The organism is Paenibacillus sp. JT31N17 (assembly GCF_056269255.1).
On sequence record NZ_JBWDNP010000017.1, the window covers coordinates 77,181 to 99,586 of the forward strand.

The following is a 22,406-nucleotide window of genomic DNA, read 5'->3' on the forward strand; positions in this document are numbered from 1 at the left end:
AGCAAGCGGATCGTAAGGTCATAGCGGATAATGGCAAGCCACCTGTCTCTCCCCGTCTGCCGACTGGAGGAGAGGCTCCTCCACTCTGCAGCGATCCCGGGCAATGGGACAACGCGGGTGAAAACGGCAGCCGGAAGGCGGATTGGCGGGAGACGGCACATCCCCCTGCAGAATAATCCGTTCGTTCTTGCGGTGCAGCACAGCCTGAGGAATAGCGGAAAGCAGCACGGACGTATAAGGATGCAGCGGATGCGCAAACAGCGCATCCGTCGGGGCCACCTCCACCATTTTCCCCAAATACATGACACCGACGCGATTGGATATATGGCGCACCACATTAAGTCCATGGGCAATAAACAAATAAGTCAGCCCCAGCTCCTTCTGCAGCTTCATCATCAGGTTCAGCACTTGAGACTGTACGGAAACATCCAATGCGGATACCGCTTCGTCCGCTATGATGAATTTGGGATTCAGCGCGATCGCACGGGCGATTCCGATACGTTGTCGCTGTCCGCCCGAGAACTCATGCGGGTACCGGTTGCGCCGGCTGACATCCAGCCCTACCAGCTCCATCAGCTGCACGACCCGGTCATCCTTCTCCTTGGACGACATTCTCCGGTGAATGCGCAGAGGCTCGCCTATGAGATCCCGAACCAGAAAGCGCGGATTCAAGGAGCTGTACGGATCTTGAAAAATAATCTGCATTCCTTCGCGGAGCCTGCGAAGATCCTGGCTGCGTACCTCATGAATATTCTGGCCGTCAAACCGGATTTCTCCGCCGGTCGCCTTCTTCAGCTTCAACAAAACCCGGGCCAAAGTGGACTTTCCGCAGCCCGATTCACCGACCAAACCGAATGTTTCGCCGGGGCGGATTCCGAAGGAAACGTCATCGACCGCCTTCACATGGCCAACTACGCGGTTCAGCAGCCCCGTCCTGATGGGATAATACATCTTCACATGCTTGGCTTCCACCAAATACGGCTGGTTCATGGAAGGCCCACCTCCGTCCCGGTTCCATTCACAGCTTCCGTTTTCTGCTGCTCTTCTGCGGCAGTGGCCGACTGAGTGGCTCCAACCGTATCGCGGAGCCAGCAGGCGGCCTTATGTCCGGTCGCAGATTCCAGCAGAGGAGGCTCCTCTTCCCGGCAAGTCTCCATCACATACGGACAGCGGGAGTGAAAACGGCAGCCGGAAGGCAGCTTGCTGATAGGGGGAATGGCACCCTTAATCGTATATAATTCTTCTCCGCGATTCCCATCCATGCCAGGGATGGATCGCAGAAGTCCCATCGTATAGGGGTGGCGGGGATGCCCGAAAATCTCCTCTACCGTCCCCTCTTCCACAACGGTTCCCGCATACATGACCGCAATACGGTCCGCGACTTCAGCCGCTACTCCCATATCATGGGTGATGAGCAGCATCGACATCCGGAATTCCCGCTTTAATTGGAGAAGCAGCTCCAGAATCTGTGCCTGCACCGTCACATCAAGCGCCGTCGTCGGCTCATCCGCGATCAGCAATTGCGGATTGCAGGAGAGAGCCATGGCAATGACGACCCGTTGGCACATCCCGCCGGACATTTCATAGGGATACTGTTTCGCACGTATTTCAGGAGCGGGAATGCCCACCAGCCGAAGCATCTCCACACTTTTATGCCATGCTTCCTTCCGGTTTAAATGCTTATGAGCCTGAAGAACCTCCGCGATTTGGTCCCCTACCGTGAAGACGGGATTCAGCGCGGACATCGGATCCTGGAATATCATGGCGATTAAGCTGCCGCGAATCCGCAGCATTTCGCTCTGCCTTTTCTGTGCCAGATCCTCTCCGTTAAATAGGATCTGACCGTCCATGATTACCCCGCCGGCATAATCGACGAGCCGTACGACCGAGAGCGCGGTGACGCTTTTCCCGCTGCCCGATTCGCCTACCACACAGAGAGTCTGCCCTTTATCCAAAGTGAGCGAGACGCGGTCCGTTGCCTTGACCATGCCCTGGTCCGACAGAAAACCGGTTGTCAAATTCCGGATTTCAAGTATTGTTTCCGCCATTGGTCCAGCCTCCTTCGCGGGATCGTGGTCTTCCTGGGGTCCAGCCCGTCGCGGATTCCATCCCCGATAAAATTCACGGACAGCACGACTAACAGGATGCACAGGCCGGGATATACAGCTTGTATTGGATCAACAAGCATAAATTCCTGCGCGTTGCTGAGCATCAGCCCCCAGCTCGTGTCCGGCGTCTGAACGCCTAGGCCCAGGTAGGATAAGGCCGATTCGCTCAGGATGGCTCCGCCTACCATCAGCGTGGCCGTCACAATGATCGGAGCGGACGCATTGCGAAGAAGATGGCGGAAAATAATGCCCCAGCTGGTCACGCCGGTCGCCCTTGCCGCCTCCACATACTGCATTTCCCGCAGCTGGAGATAGTTGCCCCGGACAAGCCGCGCCACCCCCATCCAGCTGGTGAAGGCCAATACCATGATCATGTAGGACATTTTCGAACCAAAAACAGCCAAAATCAATATATTGAGAAACAGCGAGGGGATGGAATTCATGACGTCTACCAGACGCATGGCTATCGTATCCACCCAGCCGCCAAAATACCCGGATACCGCTCCAATCAGCGTACCGATCACGACGGACACGAAAGCAACGGCAAATCCGACCGACAGCGAGATTCGGCTGCTGTACAACAGCCGGGAGAATATGTCCCTTCCCAGCTCGTCCGTTCCCAGCAGATGATTGTCCGTACCGGCCGGCAGGTTAGGGAACATCATGTCAATCCGGGTAGGATCATAAGGAGCGATCCATTTGGCAAGCAAAGCCGCCAGGATAAACAGAAGCAGTACCGCAAGCCCCGTAACGGCAAACGGATTATGCAGAAATTTCTTCCAGGCCGCCCTCCATGGTCCCGTCGGGCGCGCTTCCACCAAGGCATCTTGAAGATCTGCCGGCGGTCTTGGCTCCGGATTCCAGTTTCCTTGCGGGAGAGGCTTCCCGTGCTCCACTTCAATCATAACGAGGCTCCTCCCTCCCGTCCCAGCTGGACCCTCGGATCTACAAGCGCATAGAGGATATCCGCAGCAAGATTGCCGATAACGACGATGACCGATACGATCAGCGTGATGGACATCAGCACGGAGTATTCCCTTGCCACCGCCATCTCGACAAACAGCCGGCCCATTCCGGGCCAATTGAACACACTTTCCGTCAGCACGGCGCCCCCGACCAGAATGGGCAGATCGAGTCCGAGGACTGTAATAATCGGAATCAGAGCATTCCGCAAGGCATGGCGGAAAATGACTCTGCGTTCTTTCAATCCCTTGGCCCTTGCCGTACGGATATAATCCTGATTCAGGACCTCCAGCATACTGGACCGGGCATACTTGGAGTAGGAGGCCAGAAATCCAAGCGCGAGTACGGTCACGGGAAGTACAAGGTGAAGGAGCAAATTGCCGAGATTGCCTTCCATCCCCATCGTCCACATATCGGACAAGGGCAGCCAATTCAGCTTAACGGCGAAATACTCCTGCAGCAGAATCCCAAACCAGAACGTCGGCATGGCGAAACCGATATACGAGATGAAGGAAGCCGTGTGATCGGACAGCCCATATTCGACCGTGCTGTTGTAAATCCCCCATGGAATGGCAATCAACAACGAAATAAACCATGCCGAGCCCATCAGTACCATCGTGTTGAGCACGGTCGGCCACAGAATATCGCCGACTGGAATATGATTTTTGAAGGTGTGCCCGAGATCCCCCTGCAGCAAATTCCCAAGCCATATAAAAAATTGGACGGGAACGGAGCGGTCAAGCCCCAGATTATGCGCCTGAATTTTTGCCGCCTCCGGCGACATTCCGGGACCGAGAAACACCTGGGTCGGTCCGCCCGGCGCCGCATGGATCATGGCGAAGGTCAGCACCGAGATCAAGAACAGCACAAGGACGGATTGCAGCAAGCGGCGTATTAAATACTCAGTCATTGAAGCGTCCCCCGATTCCTGTACAGGGGAAGGCATCATGTTACCTACCCCTGTCATTTTGGCTGCTTGGTTACTTTTTGTCAGACCACCAATTGATGGCGTGGAACAGATACCCGTAAGCCAGGGAAGATTCAGGACGATCCTCCTCGGCCCAATGAACGGTAGTGGAATCTACGCCTTGGGGAAGACCGTATTGATACAGGAACACATAAGGCAGGTCGGTGGAGATTTCTTTGCCGATTTCGTGATAAATACTTGTCCGCTCGGCCTGGTCGACCGTCAGCTGCCCTTTCACCCACAACTCATCCAGCTTCTCATTTTTGTACCAGCCGCTGTTTTGTCCGGCTGGCGGGAAATACTTGGACGAGAAGATGCTCTCCGCATCCGGATCAGGGTTGGACAGGGACCATGACAGAAGAACGGCCGGGAACTTGCCTGGCGTAACATTCTGGTCGATCCAGGTGGCAAAATCGATGCCCTTGGGCTTGACTTCAATCCCGACATCCTTCAGGTTCTGCTGAATGACTGCCGCCACCTGCTCACGACGGCTGTTGCCCGCATTATATTGCAGCTCGAAGGAGAAGCGGTGTCCGTCCTTTTCCAGTATCCCGTCTTTCCCGGCCGCCCAGCCATCCTCAGCCAGCAGACTCTTCGCCTTCTCTGCATCATACGTGTAGTTGACCGCCTCATCGCCTGGATCTGCCCATGACCCGGGCAGGAATGGCGAGTTCATCAGTCCTCCGGATCCCTTCAGCACATTATCTACCATGCCTTGACGATTAATGGCGTAGGCAATGGCCTGCCGGGTTTTTTGCCCTTTGAACGGGGAATAGTTGTCCGGGAAATTCTCGTCTTTAAAGTTAAATGACACGTATTCATACGTCGGACCCGGCTCCAGGATGATGCTCAGATTGTCATGCTCCTTGACCGCATCGATTTGAGTGACCGGAACGGCCTGCGTCATTTGGACATCGCCCTTGATCAGGGCTTGAACCTCCGTATTTTGATCCGCATAGATCTTGTATATGATCTTGGCTATATGCGGCTTCTTTTCTCCCCAATAATCCGGATTTGCTTCAAGGGTAATATATTGGCCTTGTTTCCACTCGGTCCATTTCCAGGGGCCGCTGGTGACCGTTTTGGCGGGATCGACTCCATAAGGATTCGTCTTGAGATCCTTGAGGGGAACATCTTTGAGTATGTGTGCGGGAAGAATGGAGATAAATAGCGAGAATTGAAAAGGAGCATAGACCTGCTTCAATTTAATATCGACCGTCTGATCGTCTACTTTAGTAACGGATTCAATCTTATCGTACATGCTGATTCCCGGTGATGCCGCTTCCGGATTGCGGAGCGTATCGTATGTATATACGATATCGTCGGCGGTAACCGGCTGTCCGTCGCTCCACTTTGCCGTTGTTTTCAATTTGACTGTGTATGTTTTTCCATCCTCGCTGATTTTCGGCAGCTCCGCACCAAGCGACCAAGGCTCAACCGCCAGATTGGCATTGCGGTCCAGATCGTACAGCTTGGCAAAGATCAGGGTTTCGATATCACCTGAGGACGTATCATTAATGTACAGCGGGTTTATGGAAACAATATCGGAGAACGTGCTGATTGTCAGCGTTCCTCCTTCTACAGGCGCACCCGGTGCTTCTGCGCTGTCAGCCGGGGCGGCTGGTTCGTCAGTTGTATTGGTTGCGGGGGCCGTAGTGGACGGTTCTGTTGTTTCGGAGTTTGCCGGGCTGTTGGAATCGGTGCATCCCGCCAGCAGAATACCAATAAGCGCAATAATGGACAAGCAGGACATCCATGGGGTAGCTTTCTTCATAAATTAAACCTCCTCATAGTAAATAAACTCCCGGCTTGCGCCGAGGCAAATTGGAGCCATTCCGCTCCTTAATAAGCAAAAAACAAAAACTACATACATCTAACATAAACCTAAATAAACCTATCATTTATGTAACATCAAGTATCACCTTTCCTTCCCGATACATAATGTATCACATAAAATTGACGCTGTACATAAATTTCCAATCTAGAATACGCCATATTGTGCAATTAAATTTGTCCTAATTCTAAAAACTTCCTGTCATCTCTCATAAGGTTAGTATATAAAACATTAAGATATGTTATTTTAACTAACATTTCGATTGAATCGCTTGATCCTAAAGTAAGCGCTTACTATTTTGATAACAATGCTTCCAGCAAAATCTTGCTGAGCTGTCTATTTTACTATCCGCCACCTTTCTTCCAAATAGATTTTTGTAACCAGGTTAGCTGATAATCTCTCCCTTGCCTCTTGTAAAATGGTTTACTTTCCTGAAATATACCAAATTTAACGAACGTTTACCATAGAAATAATTTAATTTTCTAAATAATCTAAAATTAACTGATTTGACTTCAGTCATTCGCCCTGTCCGTTCATTTATGACAGCTTCCACTTGCAGATCATCAGCAAATGACCGCCCTGCAGCTCGGCGTTCAGGCTTCCATTCATCTTCTCCATCAGACTTCGCGCAATGGATAAGCCAAGGCCCGTTCCCTTGCCCGATCTTGTCTGATCCGCTGTGTAGAACCGGTCGAATAACACATTCAGATCGCTGCCGGTCAGATGTCTGGCCTCATTGGCAATGGTCAATACGGCCGTACCCTGGCGCATCTCGAGAATAATTCTGACCTGGCCGCTCGTATGTTTAATGGTATTAAGGAGCAGGTTCTCGGCAACTCTCCTGACAGCCGATTCGTCCGCATACAGGATGATATCGGACTCCGGCAGCTGAAGAACCGGCGTTATATGATATTCATTGAACTGGTCGTACAAGCCCGTGACGATATCCGGGAGCAGAATGTTTAATCTCAGCCGTTCATGCTTCATCGGGTAATCCGGGGATTCAATAACCGACAGCTCAAAAAAATCATTCAACAGCACCTGCAGACGCTTCGTTCTGTTTTTGACGATGCCGACATATTCCTGCTTTTCCTCTCCGGTTATTTCATCCGACTCCAACAGCTGAATATAACCGAAAATCGACGTAAGCGGGGTCCGGATATCATGTGAAATATTGGCCACCGCCTGCCTCAGCTCATTCTCGGTACGCCTTCGCTGCGCGTCCGCCTCCACGACGAGATCCGACTGCCGGTTTATCTCCGCCGCGAGGGATTCAATATGCCGATCGAAGAAAGTCAAATCCAGTTTTTTTCCTGTCCGCCCATCATTGTATGCTTTGAGCTTGCTTGTCATCCTTTTCATTTCCCGCTTCACAAACAAAAGGCGGATTAAACAGGCAGCCGCCGCTATAACCGAGATGATCGTGATATAGAGCATGCCCTTCATCCGCCTTTCCGCCTGCTATTTGATTTCTTTTCTCCGGTAAACCAGAACGCCAAGCGCCCCGAATGCCGCAATTGTCAGAACTGGGACCAGCAGGATCTCCAGCAGCTCACCGCTCCCGAAATGAAATTTTGTGATTTCGAGCAGCAGCTTGAACACCGAATGGTCATAGATGGTGCCCAGGAAATGAACAAATTGGCCCAAACCGGGGAGAATGGAATCGATCATCAGAAATAAAAATATCAGGAAACCGACCGTCTTGCCGCTGTCCGTGAAGATCGTCGCGAACAATGCGGCTATAGCGGCAAAAGCAGCCGCATAAAGAAGCGTCAATCCTATGGTGACCGGGATATAACCGGCGGCAGCTTCCGCCGGCAGCTCGCCGAAGCCGGACAACACAGTGGTGATCAAGGTGCTGACAATCGGGAAAATGATGGAGATGACCAGAGTCCCGACCGTAAAGCCAAACAGCTTGGCTATAAAAATCCGGATCCGGCTGCTGCCCGACGATGCGATGGTTTTCATGACACCGGTTGAGTATTCGCTGGAGATGAAGAATCCGGCCAGAATGGCCGTTCCGAATTTGATAAAATAGGTATTCCCCGCCATGCTCTCCAGGAAGAAATCTGCTCCATGAACGACTCCGCCGTCTGACTGATTATCGATATAGATAATAATCGGGTAAGCTGCCGCGATGAAGAGCAGCAGGTAAACCAGCATCCGGAAGGCACGGTCTTTGCGCAGCTTGAACAATTCCGCCATAATCAGGTTGCTCATGTCCGCGCACCCCCGATCCGCTTCGTGAAGAAGCTCTCCAGATCCTCACCCATCGGCATGAACTCTTCTATTTCCAGACCCGAAGCCGCGAGTGCAGTCGAGATTCTCCCGGGATGTTCGAGAAGCGCGTACAACCGGATAACACCGCCAGGCATCACTTCAAAATCCGTCGTCGCAAGCTTGTTCTGAATAACCGAGGCCGCCTTGGCCGGATCATTCACCTTAATGTGCACATACTGCTGGCATTTCTCGTTCAATTCCTTCGCCGTCAGCTGTTCCAGCAGCTGCCCGTGATGAATAATCCCATAATGGCTAGCCAGCAGATACAGCTCGCTGAGAATATGGCTGGAAATCAGAATCGTGATGCCTCTTTCACTGTTCAGCCGTTTGAGCAGTTCCCTCATTTCAACCACGCCCATAGGGTCCAGACCATTGGTCGGCTCGTCAAGAATAAGGAACTCCGGGTCGCCCAGAAGCGCTATCGCCAGACCCAGCCGCTGCTTCATCCCCAGCGAGAAATTTTTCGCTTTTTTCCTGCCGGTGCCCTCAAGCCCGACAATTTCAAGCGTTTTGCGGACATTTTCTTTGCCCGGAATGCCCCGCAGCAGTCGGTTCGCTTCGACATTCTCATGCGCCGTCATTTGGGGGAACAACGCCGGACTTTCAATGATCGACCCGATCCGCTTGCGCGCGGCCACAAGCCCGCTTCCGCCGGTCTCCCCGAACAGCTCGAGCGTGCCTTCAGTGGGAAAAGCAAGCCCTGCCACGATGCGGATCAGCGTCGATTTGCCAGCTCCGTTCTGGCCGATAAAACCGTATATGGACCCTTTCCTGATCGACAGGTTCACTTTGTCCAAGGCATTGCTGCCCTTGAAGCTCTTGGTCAAATTATGGGTTTGAAGCAAATATGGACTCATTCCTCCTGGCCTCCTCTTATGTGATAGCTCAAGTATAGAAACGAAAACATAAGAGGAGCTAAAGACAATCCTTAAGAAAGTCTTAAGCTGCTTAATGGATGAACCACTCAGGGCTTAAGCCGGTATCCCATTCCCCATACCGTCTCGATAAATTCTTCGTTCGGACTTGCTTTGGCCAGCTTGCTCCGCAGATTGCTCATATGGACGTTAATCGTATTATCATCGCCGAAAAACTCTTCTCCCCATACGCTTTCATACACGTTCGCCTTGGTAAATACCTTCTTGGGCGAGGACATGAGGAGGGCCAGTATCTCATATTCCCTTGCCGTCAAAGACAGCAGCTCAGCGCCAAGAGTGACCGATTTTGCTTCCGGATCGAGAATAATCGACTTATAGGCCAGTTGACGGCTTCGTTCATCCGATGTTGAATCGCGCCTGTATCTGCGCAGATGGGAGTCAATCCGGGCCGATACCTCCTCGATGTCGAAGGGCTTCGTGATGTAATCGTCCGCGCCGGTCCGCAGCATGGCAACCTTCGTCCGCTGCTCCTCCTTGGCCGAAATCACGATTACCGGCACAGGGCCAAGCTCATGAATCCGGGCCAGCAGCTCCTCGCCGCTCATGCCGGGGAGCATCAGATCAAGCAGCACCATATGCCATGCCTGCTTGTCCAGATAGAGCAGAGCTTCCGTTCCGGAGTAGGCCGGCTGGGGCAGATAACCGCTTTTTTTTATAATATTGCACAGCAGCTGGTTGATGTCGTTATCATCCTCCACCACCAGGATTTGTATCATTTTGTCCATAGGAATCCGTTCACCTTCAGAGGGAGAGATTGTTGGAGACGTCCTTCAAGCGCAGGGAAGCAAGTTTTCTCTTGATCCCTTTACTAATCAAAGGAGGTGAAAAATACATCATTGAGAATCGTTTTTGCTTTTTTCAGGCTGCGGGTATCCAGTTGTTTAAGCATGTTTACGATCGCATTCATTTCCCCGTCTTCCTCTGACTCATGCCGGGTCGTTGAGCGTGTTTTCTCAAGCTCTGATTCCCCGGGTTCCGAATTTACCCACGATGCTTGCAGGGTATCCTCAAAGCCCCGGATAAGAAATATCAATTCGGCCTCGTCATATTTCTGGAGAAATCGGGTTATCCCTATATTCATCTGCTTATGCAGGGCTTGATGCAGTTGAAATATTTCTTTGCCCAAGGGAGTCGTGTGGAAGAGCACTTCTTTCTTATTATCCAGAAGATATTCCGTGCGGATAATTTGCTGCTGCACTAATTTTCTGGTGATCTTGGACACGCTGCCTTTGGGGATTCCAAACTGTCTGGAAATGGAAGCTCCATTTACCGGCTCAAGATGTCCAATGGCATCGATTACGTGAAGCATCATAACCGTGGAATCCTGAAGGAAATCAATGATCGCGGGATTATCGCAGTTCCGGATCAACCACTCCTTTTCTTCGTCATCCTCCGATTGAAACCGCTTATGCAATTTGGGAATTGTCTCGATCAATTTCTTTATTAGAATATCCTTGTCAGGCAGATGACCGGCAGAATGGAACATGGAAGGTCTCCTCGCAAGCTTTTCTTATGCCCAGTTTAACAAACAGCCAGCAATAAATAAAGTTTCCCGGAAACAATATTGACAGCAAAGAAATATAAACGTATTATTGTTTCCGTGATACAATTTTATATACTGGAAACAATAATTCAAAGAGGAGATTTGTATATGAATGTCGTCATTATCTTCGATCATCCGTACGGAGCGTCCGCATCCGGGAATATTCCCCATCGCAGAAGCTATTCCGCGGCTCTCTTGGCCGCCGTTATGCGGGGCCTTGCCGCCAAGGGCCACAAGATTGATCTTATCGATCTGGCTACAGACGGATTTAATCCCGTCATGTCCGCCGAAGAGCTTGCCTCCTGGCGGCAAAAGAAGACCAGTGACCCCCTCGCTGCCGATTACCAGCGGCGTCTTATTGCCGCGGATCATATTGTCTTCATTTTCCCCGTCTGGTGGGAGACGATGCCGGCTCTTACCAAAGGATTCCACGATAAGGTATTCGTAGAGGGCACGATCTATAAGGAAACCAAACCGGGAAGACCATTCCACAGCCTGCTTCCCAATGTTAAAGGAGTTTCCCTCTTGACCGTAATGAGCACGCCCGACTTTATCTACCGGTGGTTATTCGGAAATCCCGTTACCAAGATTCTATTCCGGGGTACTTTCCGCAAAATAGGTATCCGCAAGCTTCGCTGGTACAACTATACGGGCATGAACAACCGCAGCCCGGAGACGAGGCGGCAGTATCTGATAAAAACAGAGCAGCGGTTCGCTCAATTGTAATTCATTTTAACAGGAGATGCCTGTCGGGGCCCCGTCCCTTGACAAAGGAAGAAGTTTTTTCACCCTAGTAGTTTCCGGGATCCCGGCAGCTTCCTCCTGTTACTCTATCTTAAAGAAAACTTTATGCAAGCAAGCATTAACACGATAAAGTACTGCGCGAAAACAAAAAAACTACCCTCCCTATAGACTGGAGGATAGCTGTGAAGCAGAAGTCAGGCTGATCTTCTCAATTTCATAAATTGCAGACAAGCGACAATAAGCAATTCGCTTAACGCCATGGCAATCAACAGGATACCCACGGAAAAGATCGCAATAAATCCTGTAAACAACAGTAAAGCGGCAGAGGTCATATAACCGGGAATGTATTTCCTCACTGACGAGAACAGTCCGACGACGGCGCCGAGCACAATCAGAAACCAATAAAAGACTGCAGGAATGGCCGTAATGATTCTCTCATCCTGAACATAGTAAACCAGAAAAACGAGGAGGAAAAAAAGAAAGACCCCATTTACCGAAATAAGAAAATTCGGGGAAACAGGATCTCTCTCCTCTTTGCTCCGGACGGAAATAAACATGGAGGCCATGACGAGAAGTAAAGAGGCAACAGGAAGCAGCCACACAAAGATCATCCTTTCGTAAGGTGCCTTGGTAACACATATGCTGCAGCACTGGAATTCAATACCATTAGTGTAACACGAATATGTCATTATTTCCGATAAGAAAAAACAACTTTTACAGGCCTTTGGCGGCAAACCGGGCTTTCATAAATCTTATAGGCATCGATTGAAATAAAGGGCAGGCGTTCCCCTGGGGAAACGGCCTGCCCTCCAATATCCTTTATCGTTAGATGCCGGTGAAAATCCGGCAGCACGGCACCACAGTTATATACCAGCCGGGCCGGTATCATTTACAAAACCGTACTCCCGCCTTTTGACTTCCTCCCGGCGCTGCTTCTCGATCGCCTTGAGGCCGATTTCACCGGCATCGCGGGGGTTCACGACGAACAGGCCGTCATCGTCGCCGACGACCAAATCTCCGGGCTGCACACTTACGCCGGCTACGCTGACCGTTGTGTTGACCTCGCCTTCAAGCTCCATTGCGCGCGTCGTCTTGGGGCTGATGCCCTTGGAATAGACGGGGAAGCCGAGCTTCGTAATGGCGCGCACATCGGTGACGCAGCCGGATACGACCACGCCGGCAATTTGCTTCGCCATGGCCGCATAGGTTCTGAATTCCCCCCAGCACGCCCGGTCGTCATCGCCGGACATGTCGACGACCAGAACGTCGCCCGGCCTGGCTAGCTCCAGCGCGTGTCGAATCGCGGTGGAATCCAGATGCGGAATACGCACCGTGACCGCATTGCCCAGAAGCTGAATCGGCCGAAACAAGGGCTGCAGTCCATGGATGAAACCAAAATCGGTAAAGTGTCCGATGGTGGACGGACTGACCGCCTCATACATTTCCAACAGCTCCGGGGTTACGCCCTGGACCCTAGGTTCGATACGGAACATGAATACACATCCTTTCTTTCCAATCCATCTTGTATAACTCCCTCACCGTGTTCGCCGTCATAATCTCACCGGACTGGACGAATCGGAACCGATCAGCTGACTGGTCTTATCCAGCAGCAAATCATGGGACAGCGACGTATAGCAGGTGTAGAGATGCCTGGTGTTGTAAATATCATAAACCTTCCCGCCGCGCACTGCTTTGAGCTCCTTCCAGCGCCTGCTGGCAAACAGCGCCTCTGCCTGCCGGCGGATCGCCTCATCCATTTTCCGGGTGCCGTCATGCTTATGGCTGGTCAACAGAATCCGATCCGCGTCATATCCCGCAAGCTCCTCCGGAGTTATTTCCCTGTAGTGCCTGATCTCGGCTACGCCCTTGGGCATATTCAACTGCAAATCCCCATACAGCACCGTGCCCAGATTGCGCTGGCCGTAAATGCAGAGGGAATCCTCCCCGACACCGACGATCAGCATCGTTTCGTCGCCGACTTTGCGGCTCACCTGCTTGCGGGTTCTCTCGGCCTTGTAATCGTAGCGCTCCAGCCACTCCTCCGCTTCCTTCTCCTTGCCCACAATTCTTGCGACTGATTGAAAATGGATCCGCCAGTCCTGGAAGAACGGCAGGGTGATAGTCGGAGCGATCTGGTCAAACATTTTCTCTTTTTGCGATTTCTCAAAATCCCGGAATTCGCAGGTAACGATCAAATCCGGCTGGGCTGTCATCAGCTTCTCCAGATCCGGCTTATAGCCGCCAATAGCGATCGTATTGCGGAACTGGGTCGTCACGGGATATCCGTTATTGATCACAGCGGCGTAGGGCTCAATGCCGAGCGCCACGAGGTGGCCTGTCAATAAATGCTTCAGCGAGGCTATTTTCTCCGAATATTTGATCTTGTTCACATACGCGGAGGGCGAGCGTCCCGTCGCCGCTTTGAATTTGCGGCTGAAATAAAATTCATCGCTGAAGCCGACGCTGTGGGCAATCGTCCGGAAGGAATCGCGGGAAAGCACCAGCGACTGCTTCGCCTGATTGATACGGATGTCCGTGAGATATTCCATCGGACTTTTGCCGACCTTCTTCTTGAACGCGCGCGAATAATAATCCGCGCTCATCCCGGCCATAACCGCGAGTTTATTGCGGGTAATCCCCTCATGGTAATGCTGTTCCATATAATCGAGCGTCAGGTCCAATGTCTGGTTCGGGCTAGGGCTTTGCTCGCGCAGCGTATCCTTGAACAAGACGCAGATCATTTCCTGGAAGAGGATGTTGGCCTTCATCCGGTCCCAGGAATCCTTGCTGCGCAGCTTGCGCTCTATCTCCCCGGCCTTATCGGACAGAAATTCAAAAATAGCAATAGCCAGCTCAATCGGACCGTCCAGCGCCACAGGCACGAAACGATTCTCCGCAGCCTGCACCGCGCGAAACCGTATTTGATAATAATCCGTGCTCCGCCCCGGGTCGACGACCAGCTTCAGGCTTGCTCCGGGAGCCGCAAGAAATACCTTCTGCCGGTGCAAAGCGCAGATTTGACCGTCGACGATAATCTCCCCGGCTGCTTCCTTGAACAGCAGCAGGGTATGCATCGAGGCTTCACGCTGAAAAAAAGATTGCCCCGCACTGACATGCTCTATCTCTTCCAGCTTGTATAAATAGGAGGCGAACAATTCGAAACGGTCGTGATCCTTTTTCATGATTTAAGCCTCACACTCCACCAAATGAGAATAATTCTCAATTTAACGAGAATTATTCTCATTATATAGAAGAGGTGCCGATTTATCCAGATGATGAAAAGGATTTTGCACAATTCCTTTCCCCGAAGGCATGCTGCCGGGAACGCCCTCCTGTTCCAGCAGCGGCTTCACGATTAGCTTGAGCGGCCATTCGTGGCGGGCAAATAAAATCTCTTCCATTTGTGAGCGGACCTCCTCCTGGAACGGGAGAGACCGCATGGCTGCTTTCAGACTCTCCTGCAGCGTATGCCACAATGCTCTCTCTTCCACGGAGTAGATGGCGGTCAGCATATCGATAATGGAATACAAATTGACCTGGATGCCCAATGTCTGCATGTAAAACAGCAGCTTCTCCGGCGTTTCGTTATACAGGCTGTTGGAGTATCCCGGTCTGATCCGGTATTCCGGATCGCCAATACCCTGCGCCGCAAGCCACGGCAGATGAAGACGGACGGAGTCGTGATCGCGGAGCAGCATCCCTTCGATTCTCCCGTCCTTCCAGACCAGGACACTGTTCTGCCCATGGATCTCCGGAAGCAAGCCGATCCGGTACAAGCGCAAATTGATATCGAAGAAGGCATCGCATACTTCGCCGAACAGCTTTCTGACGGAAGCCTCATTGGCCTCCAGGCCGCGGACCTTCATCCAGACATCGAAGAAATGCCGGTCAGCGCCAGTCATCCGTGCCGCCAGCGCGGACATCGGCACCAGACGCACTCCGGAATCGGCGGCAAGCTCCGGCGGATAGGTCCGGATCATGGCCCCCAGATGCCGCGGGGGATCGTCGAACAGACTTCCGCCTTGGGGCATATACCCCCACCACTTGGTCTCCTCGCACAGGAACAGCCGTTTCCCCAGCACATCGTCGCGCTCCTTCGCCTGCGCCAGCAGCCCCTGTCCCCGCTCTCCGTTCATCAGCTTGACGGCCGGAAGATAGCGGGAAGCGCCCAATGAAAACACGCTGAGCGGGAGTTTCACATAGTGATGGCCTCCGTCCTTCGGCGCAAGCGACCTGACAGAGGAGGTCGCCTGGAATATGCCCGCTTCCGCATCCAGCGGGATACAGCTGCCCGTTTCGAATGCCGGCGAAAGCTGCTGCGGAAGGATGTTCATTTGCCAGGGATGAACGGGAAGGGCGATAAAGCTCTCCGGCGGCAGCCCCCTTTGGGCCATTTCCCGGTATACAAGTCCGCGTTCCGCCTCTGAGAGCAGCAGCTCTGCGGGAGCGGCCGCGGGATCATCGGCCGCGGCACCCGAACCGGCCACGATGCACTCCCGCCTTACGGCGACCCAGCGCATGGGGATATCCCCGCCGAATTCCGCGATATACCTGCGGTAATCCTCCTGAGCAAGGCCCGTCTTGGCTTTGGCCACAGGATGGAACGGCCTGTCCCGCAGCGAAGCATACCGCTCCAGCTGCTGGAAGAAGGCCGCCGGGGGCAGGCTCAGCAGATCCTGCCCCGGAATGCTGCTGCCCAGGGACCATGAGAGCTGGCGGACGGTTACCTCAAGCAGCTGCAGAAAACGGCCCACGCCTGCCTGCTCCCGCTTGTCCTTCTCCAGGCACAGCCTTACGACCAGCTCCATCAGCCGAACGGGCTTCAGGAGCTCTATAGCTGCTCCGGAACCATCCGCATTCAGCCCAATCCGGTACACGCCGCCCGTTTTGACATAACGGTAGGGCTGAACGACTGCGGCCCGGATCGGAAAGCAGACATATTCGCCCTTTTCTCTGCCGGTCCACCAGCGGTACATCAGCGGATCATCCGGTCCCGCCTGCGCTGTTGCCGCCGGCATCCCGGCGCTCCAGACACTCCCGCCGCGCCCAGTGTGCAAGGCAGTCCCGGTATTTTCGGCGGTCCCGATGTACCCGGCGTTTCCGACGTTTTCGGACCCGGGCAGGACGAATAATGCGGAATCCTTCCCGGCGACCGCCTCCCACTGCCTGCGGGAGAGCACCTCCGCGTCCGCTTGATCCCAGAAGCCTTCCGCCAGCAGACTGTTGATCAGATCGGTCATTACCTGCTCCTCGGCGTCATTTGCCTCCTTGACGTCTGTATCCAATGCCTTCTCCTCTGTGCTTGTCGATTTCATTCGCTTATCTTTCCCCCTTCATATTCATTGTCGAGATACAGCCTCCCGGGATGGGGGTGGCTGAGAAAATCATGATGCGAGATCGTCCAGCCATACGCTCCGGCAATCGTGAACAGCAGGACATCCCCGATCCGCAACCGCTCCACCGGAACATCCCCGGCAAGAATATCCTTGGGCGTACACAGCTCCCCGGCAATCGTTACCCCGCTTCGCACCAGCTCAGGCCTTGAAAAAGGATAATCCCAGCGTTCCACCGGAACTACTTTAAAGGGATGATTATGCTTCCAGGACGCCGGCAGCCGGAAATGGTGGGTTCCGCCCCGGATTATGCCATAATGCCTGCCATGGCTGGTTTTCAAATCAATAACCTCGGCCGCATAATAACCGCATTCCGCAACCATATAACGGCCGGGCTCGAACAGCAGCCGGACGCCCGGAATGCGGTGTGCGTCCAGCACCACCCGAAGCTCGCTCATGAACGTCTCCCATGCAAAATGGCGGAAGGGCTCGGTATAGGAAACCCCGAAGCCGCCGCCAGCATTGACATACTTGATTGACAGCCCAAACTGCGCGATCCAGCCCTTGACCCGCTGCAAATAGGTGGCAACGAGCCTTGCATGCAGCACCGCATCCAGGTTATTGGATATCGAATGCATATGGAAGCCTTCCAGCTTCACATGCGGCAGCGTCCCCAGCAGCGCGATCGCTTCAGGCACCTGCGCTTCGTCCATGCCGAACTGCGTGGCGCGGCCGGCCATCGTCACGGTCGCCAGCGGAACCTCCTCATGCAGATTGATCCGCAGCAGCACCGACACCGTCTGCCCCCTCCGCTCCGCAATCCAGGCAATCCGGCGCAGCTCATGCAGGCTTTCCGCATGGATCAGCATTACGCCGAGCTCCAATGCCTCCTCAAGCTCCGCGTCCTTCTTCCCCGGCCCGCCGAACAGCACCGGAATATCCGCGGAAACCTCGCGGATCATGCGGACTTCGCCGATCGAGGCCGCCTCGAAGCCGTTCACCACAGGCGCCAGGCATTCCAGAATCCGGCGGTCGGGATTGGCTTTAATGGCATAAAACAAGCTGGCCTCCTGCTGCGGAATATCCCGGACTATTCCCTGCACATGCCGGCGCAGCGCGTTCAAATCGTAGATAAAGGAGCATACAGGACCGCTCCCCCCATGAATCAGCTCTCTGAGGCCGGCTTCCACCCCGCTGTCCAATACCGCATTGCTCATGATTTCTCCCCCTGTCCAATCGGGTTGCTGCTGGCTTTGACCCCGTTCAGCCTTGATTGCAGCGCCCGGAAAGCAATGCCCCGCTCATCCCCCAATACAAACGCCGATGCTCCTCTATCCAGCCAATACTCGTAATCCTCCTCAGCCCGGGGAATGGCGCAGTAGGCAACGCCCTGATCCCGGGCAGCACGCAAAATCCGGTTCAGCCCTTCTCTCACTTCCCGGGCGCCGGTCTGCCAGGGAACGCCGAGGGATTGCGACAGATCGGCCGCACCCTCCAGCACCATATCGATGCCGGGAACAGCCAGAATTTCGGCTGCGCGCTCAACGCCCTCACGGCTTTCAATCATGGGAACAAGCATAATCTCCCCGTTCGCGCGGCGCATATAATCGACGAGATCAACCTTGCCGAACATGCCGGGTCTGCCGCTGTTCATGCTGCGGCTGCCTTCGGGGCAGTATTTGGCGGCCCGAACGAGCCGCTCCGCCTGTCCGGCGCTCTCCATATGCGGCACGACAATTCCCTGCGCTCCGCTGTCCAGCACCTGCAGAATCAGCTTCGGGTGCACCTCGGGAACGCGCACCAATGCGGTAATTCCGGCCGATTCCGCAGCCCGTATCATATTTTCCAGCGTCTCCGGATTGACCATGACATGCTCCATATCGATAATGACAAAATCAAATCCGGCATAGCCGATCATCTCCACCGCAACCGGAGCCGGAATGGAAGCGAACAGCCCGAATGCCTGTTCACCCGCGCGCAATTTGGCCTTTAACCGGTTGGACCTCAGCATGAGGACGGCCTGAACGGGTAAAGCGGGTTGCGGCCCGCTCTGAACCGGAATTCCCCATCGCCGAACAGCCGTCTTTTGGTCAGCTCCTCGATCTGCACCGTTTCTTCGAATAGGTCGAACAAGCGGTATCTCTCCTTATGCTGCGGATGCTTTTGCTGATAGTCGACAATGATTTTTGCCGTTGCGGCCCAGAAGCGGTCCTCCCCCAGCTGATAGTGCTCCTCCAGAAACATCGCCAGCTCCGACAAGCAGATGAAGAAGAAAGCATCGTAGGAGAAATCCCTGACATCCGCAGGGCTGGTGGTCTTAATGAAGGAATTGGGATTGACCAAAGCATGGCTCGCCGGCTCCGGGTTCAGATCGGGACAACGCTCCGGCTCAGTCAGATGCGAGACCGAGAACCGGACGCCATCGTGAAAATCCTTCAGCGCCACGCGCTGCGGCAGCCCCTGTTTATGGAGAAGAATGATATTCTGTCCATGCGATTCCATGCCGATGCCATGTGCATAGAGCATATGAATGATCGGAGAAACGGCAGCCCGGAGCATCTGCTCCGTCCAGTTCTCCACGCCGTAGGCCCGGATCCAGGGATCGATCAACGGCACGCCGGACGGCTCCACATGGCACAGCCCGTTGAAAGGAATGCCATCCTCATCCTTTTGCAGATAATGATGGAGGCTTTCTCTCCATACTGCGCCAAGCGTGCCGTAAGCCTTGTTCCGGTTATGCCCGGGCAGCCGCCCATAATCGTAGGTGACGCCCAGCACTTCCCGCAAAATAACGAAATTCAGCTGTCCGGCATAAGCGTCGTTCTGAATCAGGCCGTGCAGCCAATCGGTAATAAGCGGACCATTCAGCACAGTATGGCCTGCCATGATGCGGCTGGTGGACGTGTTGGTAATGCTCAGCGACAGCTTGAGATAGGCTCTGCTCCTGGAAGTAAAGTTGGCGAGCGTCCGGATCGACTGCTGCGGACGGTAGAGGTCGCTGCTTTCCCCCAGCATGATGATCTCCTGCCCGGCGAGCGCCCTGTGAAACTGCGGGATAACGATATTCGCCCACTGCCAGGGGTGGACGGGCATAAAGTAATAATCCTCCGCCTGTCTTCCTTGACCGGCAATTATGGAGCCAAAAAGGGCATATTGCTCGCGGCCCAGTTCCTGCCCGATATATTCTCCATAGCCGATGCCCTCCGAATGGGCCATGCGGCTGCTGCTGCGGTCGACGGCAATCCAGACGGGTCTGTGCAGCCTCTTGAATTCAGGGCCATAAGCGGCATTATCGCCTAGCGTGAAGCCGATTCTGGATTTGTAGCAGGGATGATAGGGATGGCCGTCCTTGATGTTTCCCTCCAGCTCGTCATAGCTTCGCTGCTCCCCCTCCAGCTTCATGACCGGTTCAAAGGCCTGGGCCTGCACATCCTTAAGCAGCGTTTGCACAAGCTCTTCCATGAAACGCTCCAGCCGCTCCCCCTGCTGAACCTGCGCAAGCACCTCGGTGACGAAGAGGCCGAGCTGCGCATTCATGGCTGCACCTTCCCCCGGCACCCGTCTTACCGGAACGCCGTCCAGCCGGACCCGCCCGAAGCTGGCCATGCGCCGGCCATGCGCTTCATACGTCACAGCTTCGCCTTCCTCTGTTCTGCCCGGAAGCCTGAACACGCTCCGGCTGCCTTCTGCGGGCAGGCCGCTGCTGTCGCTGGCCACAATTTCCTCATAGATCACAATCTCTTCATAGATCAGAGCCTGGATCAATTGGCGGATTATCCGCTGCTCGACATGAAGCAGGTGCCCGGAGCCCAATGCCCGAACCAGATCTCCCCCCGCTGCACCATGCAATTTATCTATCGTTTCGGTTGTTATCATGCCTGCACCCCGCTTATATTCATTGGATTCGGTATCGGGACAAACAGGGGGCGTTCTCCCCTGGACTTGAAACAGCTCGTAAAATTAGCTTTGGCCGGCAGATGGGAACTGAGCAGCAGATCGTTCAGATAGTACAGCAGTTCCCGGCTTGCCGTCTGCTTCTCCTGCTGCAGCAGCTCCTGCACAATTCCCCAATAACGACCTTCATCGGCCTGCCCGTAAGCGGCAAGGGTATGAATAAGCGAGCCAAGATGATTCACGAAATAATAATATTTGGTTCTCATCCAGGCCTCGGATTGTTCATACAGCACAGGACTGTCCTCCGGGATAAGCGTCCCGATCCACCCTGCCTCCGCTGCCTTGGCGCGGTGAATGCTCACGCCTTCGAGATCCCGCACGTAATAGCAGGCCGGCATCCCGTCCACTATCGCAAGCAGCGAATTTTGCAAATGCGCCTCAAAGCTGATGCCCTCATCCGCAAGCAGCCGGAGCAGCGGCAGCATCGATATGCGCAAGCAGGCTTCCAGCCATAACCCCAGATCGGGCAGCTGTCCATGCGCGGTCTGCCGGATGGCGGCGATCAGCATGGGCTCGGCTTCGCCGGGACAGGTCTCAAGCAGCGCTGCCATAACATAGGTATGCGACTGCTGGAGCTCCATCGGGCGGTAGAGGACGTTGAAGCCCGCTTCCGCTTGCGCGCGCATCGCGGCTCCCTGCTCCGATTGTTCGAACAGGGACTCATCGAGCAGCACGCTGCTGTATCCGGTTTCCGTCAGCACCTTGAAGCCGTCCGACTCTATCCTCCCGCGGATAAAACGAATCACCCGCGCAGCGTCCATCGTCCGCATGCACTGCTCCTGTGTATTGTCCCGGACCAGATTGGTAATCCGGACATGAAGAGGCAGCTTGAAGCCTCTGCCGCTGTTCTTATCCCATACTGTTCTTACCGATGAAGTCGGATATACAGCAGGGCCCAGCACGCCAAAATCAATCAAATCTCCCCGCTGCATCAATTGCTCCGCAAACGGCTGCCGGAGCAAATATTTGGCCTGCCAGGGATGCATGGGCAGCAGCCTGTACCTGTCCCATTCAGCGCCCAGCCACTGCCTGGCATGAAGATTCACCGCCGGGTCCACCATCTCCTCTTCTCCGGCAAGCCGCTGCTCCTGAACATAATCGCAGCGCAGTGCTATATAGTTCAGCTGGAAGGAAGCGCCCATCTCAGGGCTGAAATACAGAAGCTCATCATCTCCGAAGCCTTCCGAGCTTTTCGGGAAAGGATGGAAGGGATGGCCCAGCAGCAGCGACTGCTCGGAGCGGATGAAATCCCATTTTGCTCCCGCTGTCTGCTCGGCTGGCGTATGCTTCATCGCATATTCGATATAGATTGTCATTTTGTGAATGCTGTTATCGATCCGCGCCTTCATCTGTCCGCGCTCCGGCCCTGAGGCATCACGGCTCATTTCGTCCAGCAATAAGGCGATCAGGCTTTTGGCATCGAGGCTTCTGGATGTACGATCCCCGTGCATCTCATAGAAAGACGAGCCGTAGACATGCTGCCCCATGACGGAGAAGTATGTCAAATAGCCCCTGATTCCCTTCCCCAATACGGGGAGTCTTATGATCATCTCTTCGACGTCCTGTCTGCTGCCCTGCTGTTCCGGCACCGGTTCCGCTATCCGCGGATCATAGGCGCCGGTTTCCCTCAAATAGCTGTTCAGCAGCACGCGTACCGCCGTCCGTTCCGCCAGCTCCTCGCTGACCGATGAGGCGGATGCGGCACCGGATGCGGCAGCTGAGGCAAGTGTTGAGTGTTGCGGCAT

At 54.0% G+C, this 22,406-nt stretch carries 19 protein-coding genes; 1 reads left to right on the plus strand and 18 read right to left on the minus strand.

Annotated features, from left to right (window positions below; all coding sequences use genetic code 11):
- Positions 1–18: 18 nt before the first annotated feature.
- The 10 genes from AC0YOB_RS32480 to AC0YOB_RS32525 form a co-directional block, all read right to left on the minus strand.
- Positions 19–990 carry an ABC transporter ATP-binding protein gene (locus AC0YOB_RS32480; RefSeq protein WP_475796311.1) on the minus strand — a complete coding sequence of 324 codons (972 nt, stop codon included), beginning with the start codon at positions 988–990 and terminating at the stop codon, positions 19–21.
- Positions 987–2,048, minus strand: a complete 1,062-nt coding sequence (locus AC0YOB_RS32485) for an ABC transporter ATP-binding protein (RefSeq protein WP_475796312.1) — start codon at positions 2,046–2,048, stop codon at positions 987–989. The genes AC0YOB_RS32480 and AC0YOB_RS32485 overlap by 4 nt, the downstream gene beginning before the upstream one ends.
- Entirely contained in the window at positions 2,015–3,013 is a 999-nt protein-coding gene (locus AC0YOB_RS32490; protein WP_475796313.1) for an ABC transporter permease, read from the minus strand. Before AC0YOB_RS32490 ends, AC0YOB_RS32485 begins: the two co-directional genes overlap by 34 nt.
- Positions 3,010–3,981, minus strand: a complete 972-nt coding sequence (locus AC0YOB_RS32495; protein WP_210045812.1) for an ABC transporter permease — start codon at positions 3,979–3,981, stop codon at positions 3,010–3,012. The genes AC0YOB_RS32490 and AC0YOB_RS32495 overlap by 4 nt, the downstream gene beginning before the upstream one ends.
- A 70-nt stretch (positions 3,982–4,051) precedes the next feature.
- Positions 4,052–5,812, minus strand: coding sequence for a peptide-binding protein (locus tag AC0YOB_RS32500; RefSeq protein WP_475796314.1), 1,761 nt, complete (start codon positions 5,810–5,812; stop codon positions 4,052–4,054).
- A 597-nt stretch (positions 5,813–6,409) separates the two neighbouring features.
- On the minus strand, positions 6,410–7,318 hold the full coding sequence (locus AC0YOB_RS32505; RefSeq protein ID WP_475796315.1) for a sensor histidine kinase: 909 nt from the start codon (positions 7,316–7,318) through the stop codon (positions 6,410–6,412).
- Positions 7,319–7,333: 15 nt separating this feature from the next.
- Positions 7,334–8,092, minus strand: a complete 759-nt coding sequence (locus tag AC0YOB_RS32510; RefSeq protein WP_475796316.1) for an ABC transporter permease — start codon at positions 8,090–8,092, stop codon at positions 7,334–7,336.
- The gene (locus tag AC0YOB_RS32515; RefSeq protein ID WP_475796317.1) at positions 8,089–9,009 is read right to left on the minus strand and encodes an ATP-binding cassette domain-containing protein; all 921 of its coding nucleotides are present in this window, start codon (positions 9,007–9,009) and stop codon (positions 8,089–8,091) included. The genes AC0YOB_RS32510 and AC0YOB_RS32515 overlap by 4 nt, the downstream gene beginning before the upstream one ends.
- Positions 9,010–9,116: 107 nt before the next feature.
- The gene (locus AC0YOB_RS32520) at positions 9,117–9,812 is read right to left on the minus strand and encodes a response regulator transcription factor (RefSeq protein ID WP_475796318.1); all 696 of its coding nucleotides are present in this window, start codon (positions 9,810–9,812) and stop codon (positions 9,117–9,119) included.
- An 83-nt stretch (positions 9,813–9,895) separates the two neighbouring features.
- Positions 9,896–10,573: a MarR family transcriptional regulator gene (locus AC0YOB_RS32525; protein ID WP_475796319.1), complete on the minus strand. Its 678-nt coding sequence runs from the start codon at positions 10,571–10,573 to the stop codon at positions 9,896–9,898.
- 165 nt (positions 10,574–10,738) lie between these two features.
- Between AC0YOB_RS32525 and AC0YOB_RS32530 the strand changes: the two genes are divergently transcribed.
- Positions 10,739–11,356, plus strand: a complete 618-nt coding sequence (locus AC0YOB_RS32530; protein ID WP_475796320.1) for an NAD(P)H-dependent oxidoreductase — start codon at positions 10,739–10,741, stop codon at positions 11,354–11,356.
- 212 nt (positions 11,357–11,568) lie between these two features.
- On the opposite strand, the gene AC0YOB_RS32535 is transcribed toward AC0YOB_RS32530, so the two are convergent.
- The 8 genes from AC0YOB_RS32535 to AC0YOB_RS32570 all read right to left on the minus strand — a co-directional run bounded on the left by AC0YOB_RS32535 (position 11,569) and on the right by AC0YOB_RS32570 (position 22,406).
- Positions 11,569–11,976: a hypothetical protein gene (locus AC0YOB_RS32535; protein ID WP_475796321.1), complete on the minus strand. Its 408-nt coding sequence runs from the start codon at positions 11,974–11,976 to the stop codon at positions 11,569–11,571.
- A 261-nt stretch (positions 11,977–12,237) separates the two neighbouring features.
- A complete protein-coding gene (locus AC0YOB_RS32540) occupies positions 12,238–12,867 on the minus strand; it encodes an RraA family protein (RefSeq protein ID WP_475796322.1) in 630 nt (209 codons plus the stop codon).
- Positions 12,868–12,924: 57 nt separating this feature from the next.
- Positions 12,925–14,556, minus strand: coding sequence for an AraC family transcriptional regulator (locus AC0YOB_RS32545; RefSeq protein WP_475796323.1), 1,632 nt, complete (start codon positions 14,554–14,556; stop codon positions 12,925–12,927).
- Positions 14,557–14,598: 42 nt separating this feature from the next.
- On the minus strand, positions 14,599–16,689 hold the full coding sequence (locus AC0YOB_RS32550) for an IucA/IucC family protein (RefSeq protein WP_475796324.1): 2,091 nt from the start codon (positions 16,687–16,689) through the stop codon (positions 14,599–14,601).
- Positions 16,686–17,924 (minus strand): type III PLP-dependent enzyme, encoded by a 1,239-nt coding sequence (locus AC0YOB_RS32555; RefSeq protein ID WP_475796325.1) that lies wholly within the window; start codon positions 17,922–17,924, stop codon positions 16,686–16,688. The genes AC0YOB_RS32550 and AC0YOB_RS32555 overlap by 4 nt, the downstream gene beginning before the upstream one ends.
- Positions 17,921–18,718 (minus strand): HpcH/HpaI aldolase family protein, encoded by a 798-nt coding sequence (locus AC0YOB_RS32560; RefSeq protein ID WP_475796326.1) that lies wholly within the window; start codon positions 18,716–18,718, stop codon positions 17,921–17,923. Before AC0YOB_RS32560 ends, AC0YOB_RS32555 begins: the two co-directional genes overlap by 4 nt.
- Positions 18,712–20,583, minus strand: a complete 1,872-nt coding sequence (locus AC0YOB_RS32565; RefSeq protein WP_475796327.1) for an IucA/IucC family protein — start codon at positions 20,581–20,583, stop codon at positions 18,712–18,714. Before AC0YOB_RS32565 ends, AC0YOB_RS32560 begins: the two co-directional genes overlap by 7 nt.
- A complete protein-coding gene (locus AC0YOB_RS32570; protein WP_475796328.1) occupies positions 20,580–22,406 on the minus strand; it encodes an IucA/IucC family protein in 1,827 nt (608 codons plus the stop codon). Before AC0YOB_RS32570 ends, AC0YOB_RS32565 begins: the two co-directional genes overlap by 4 nt.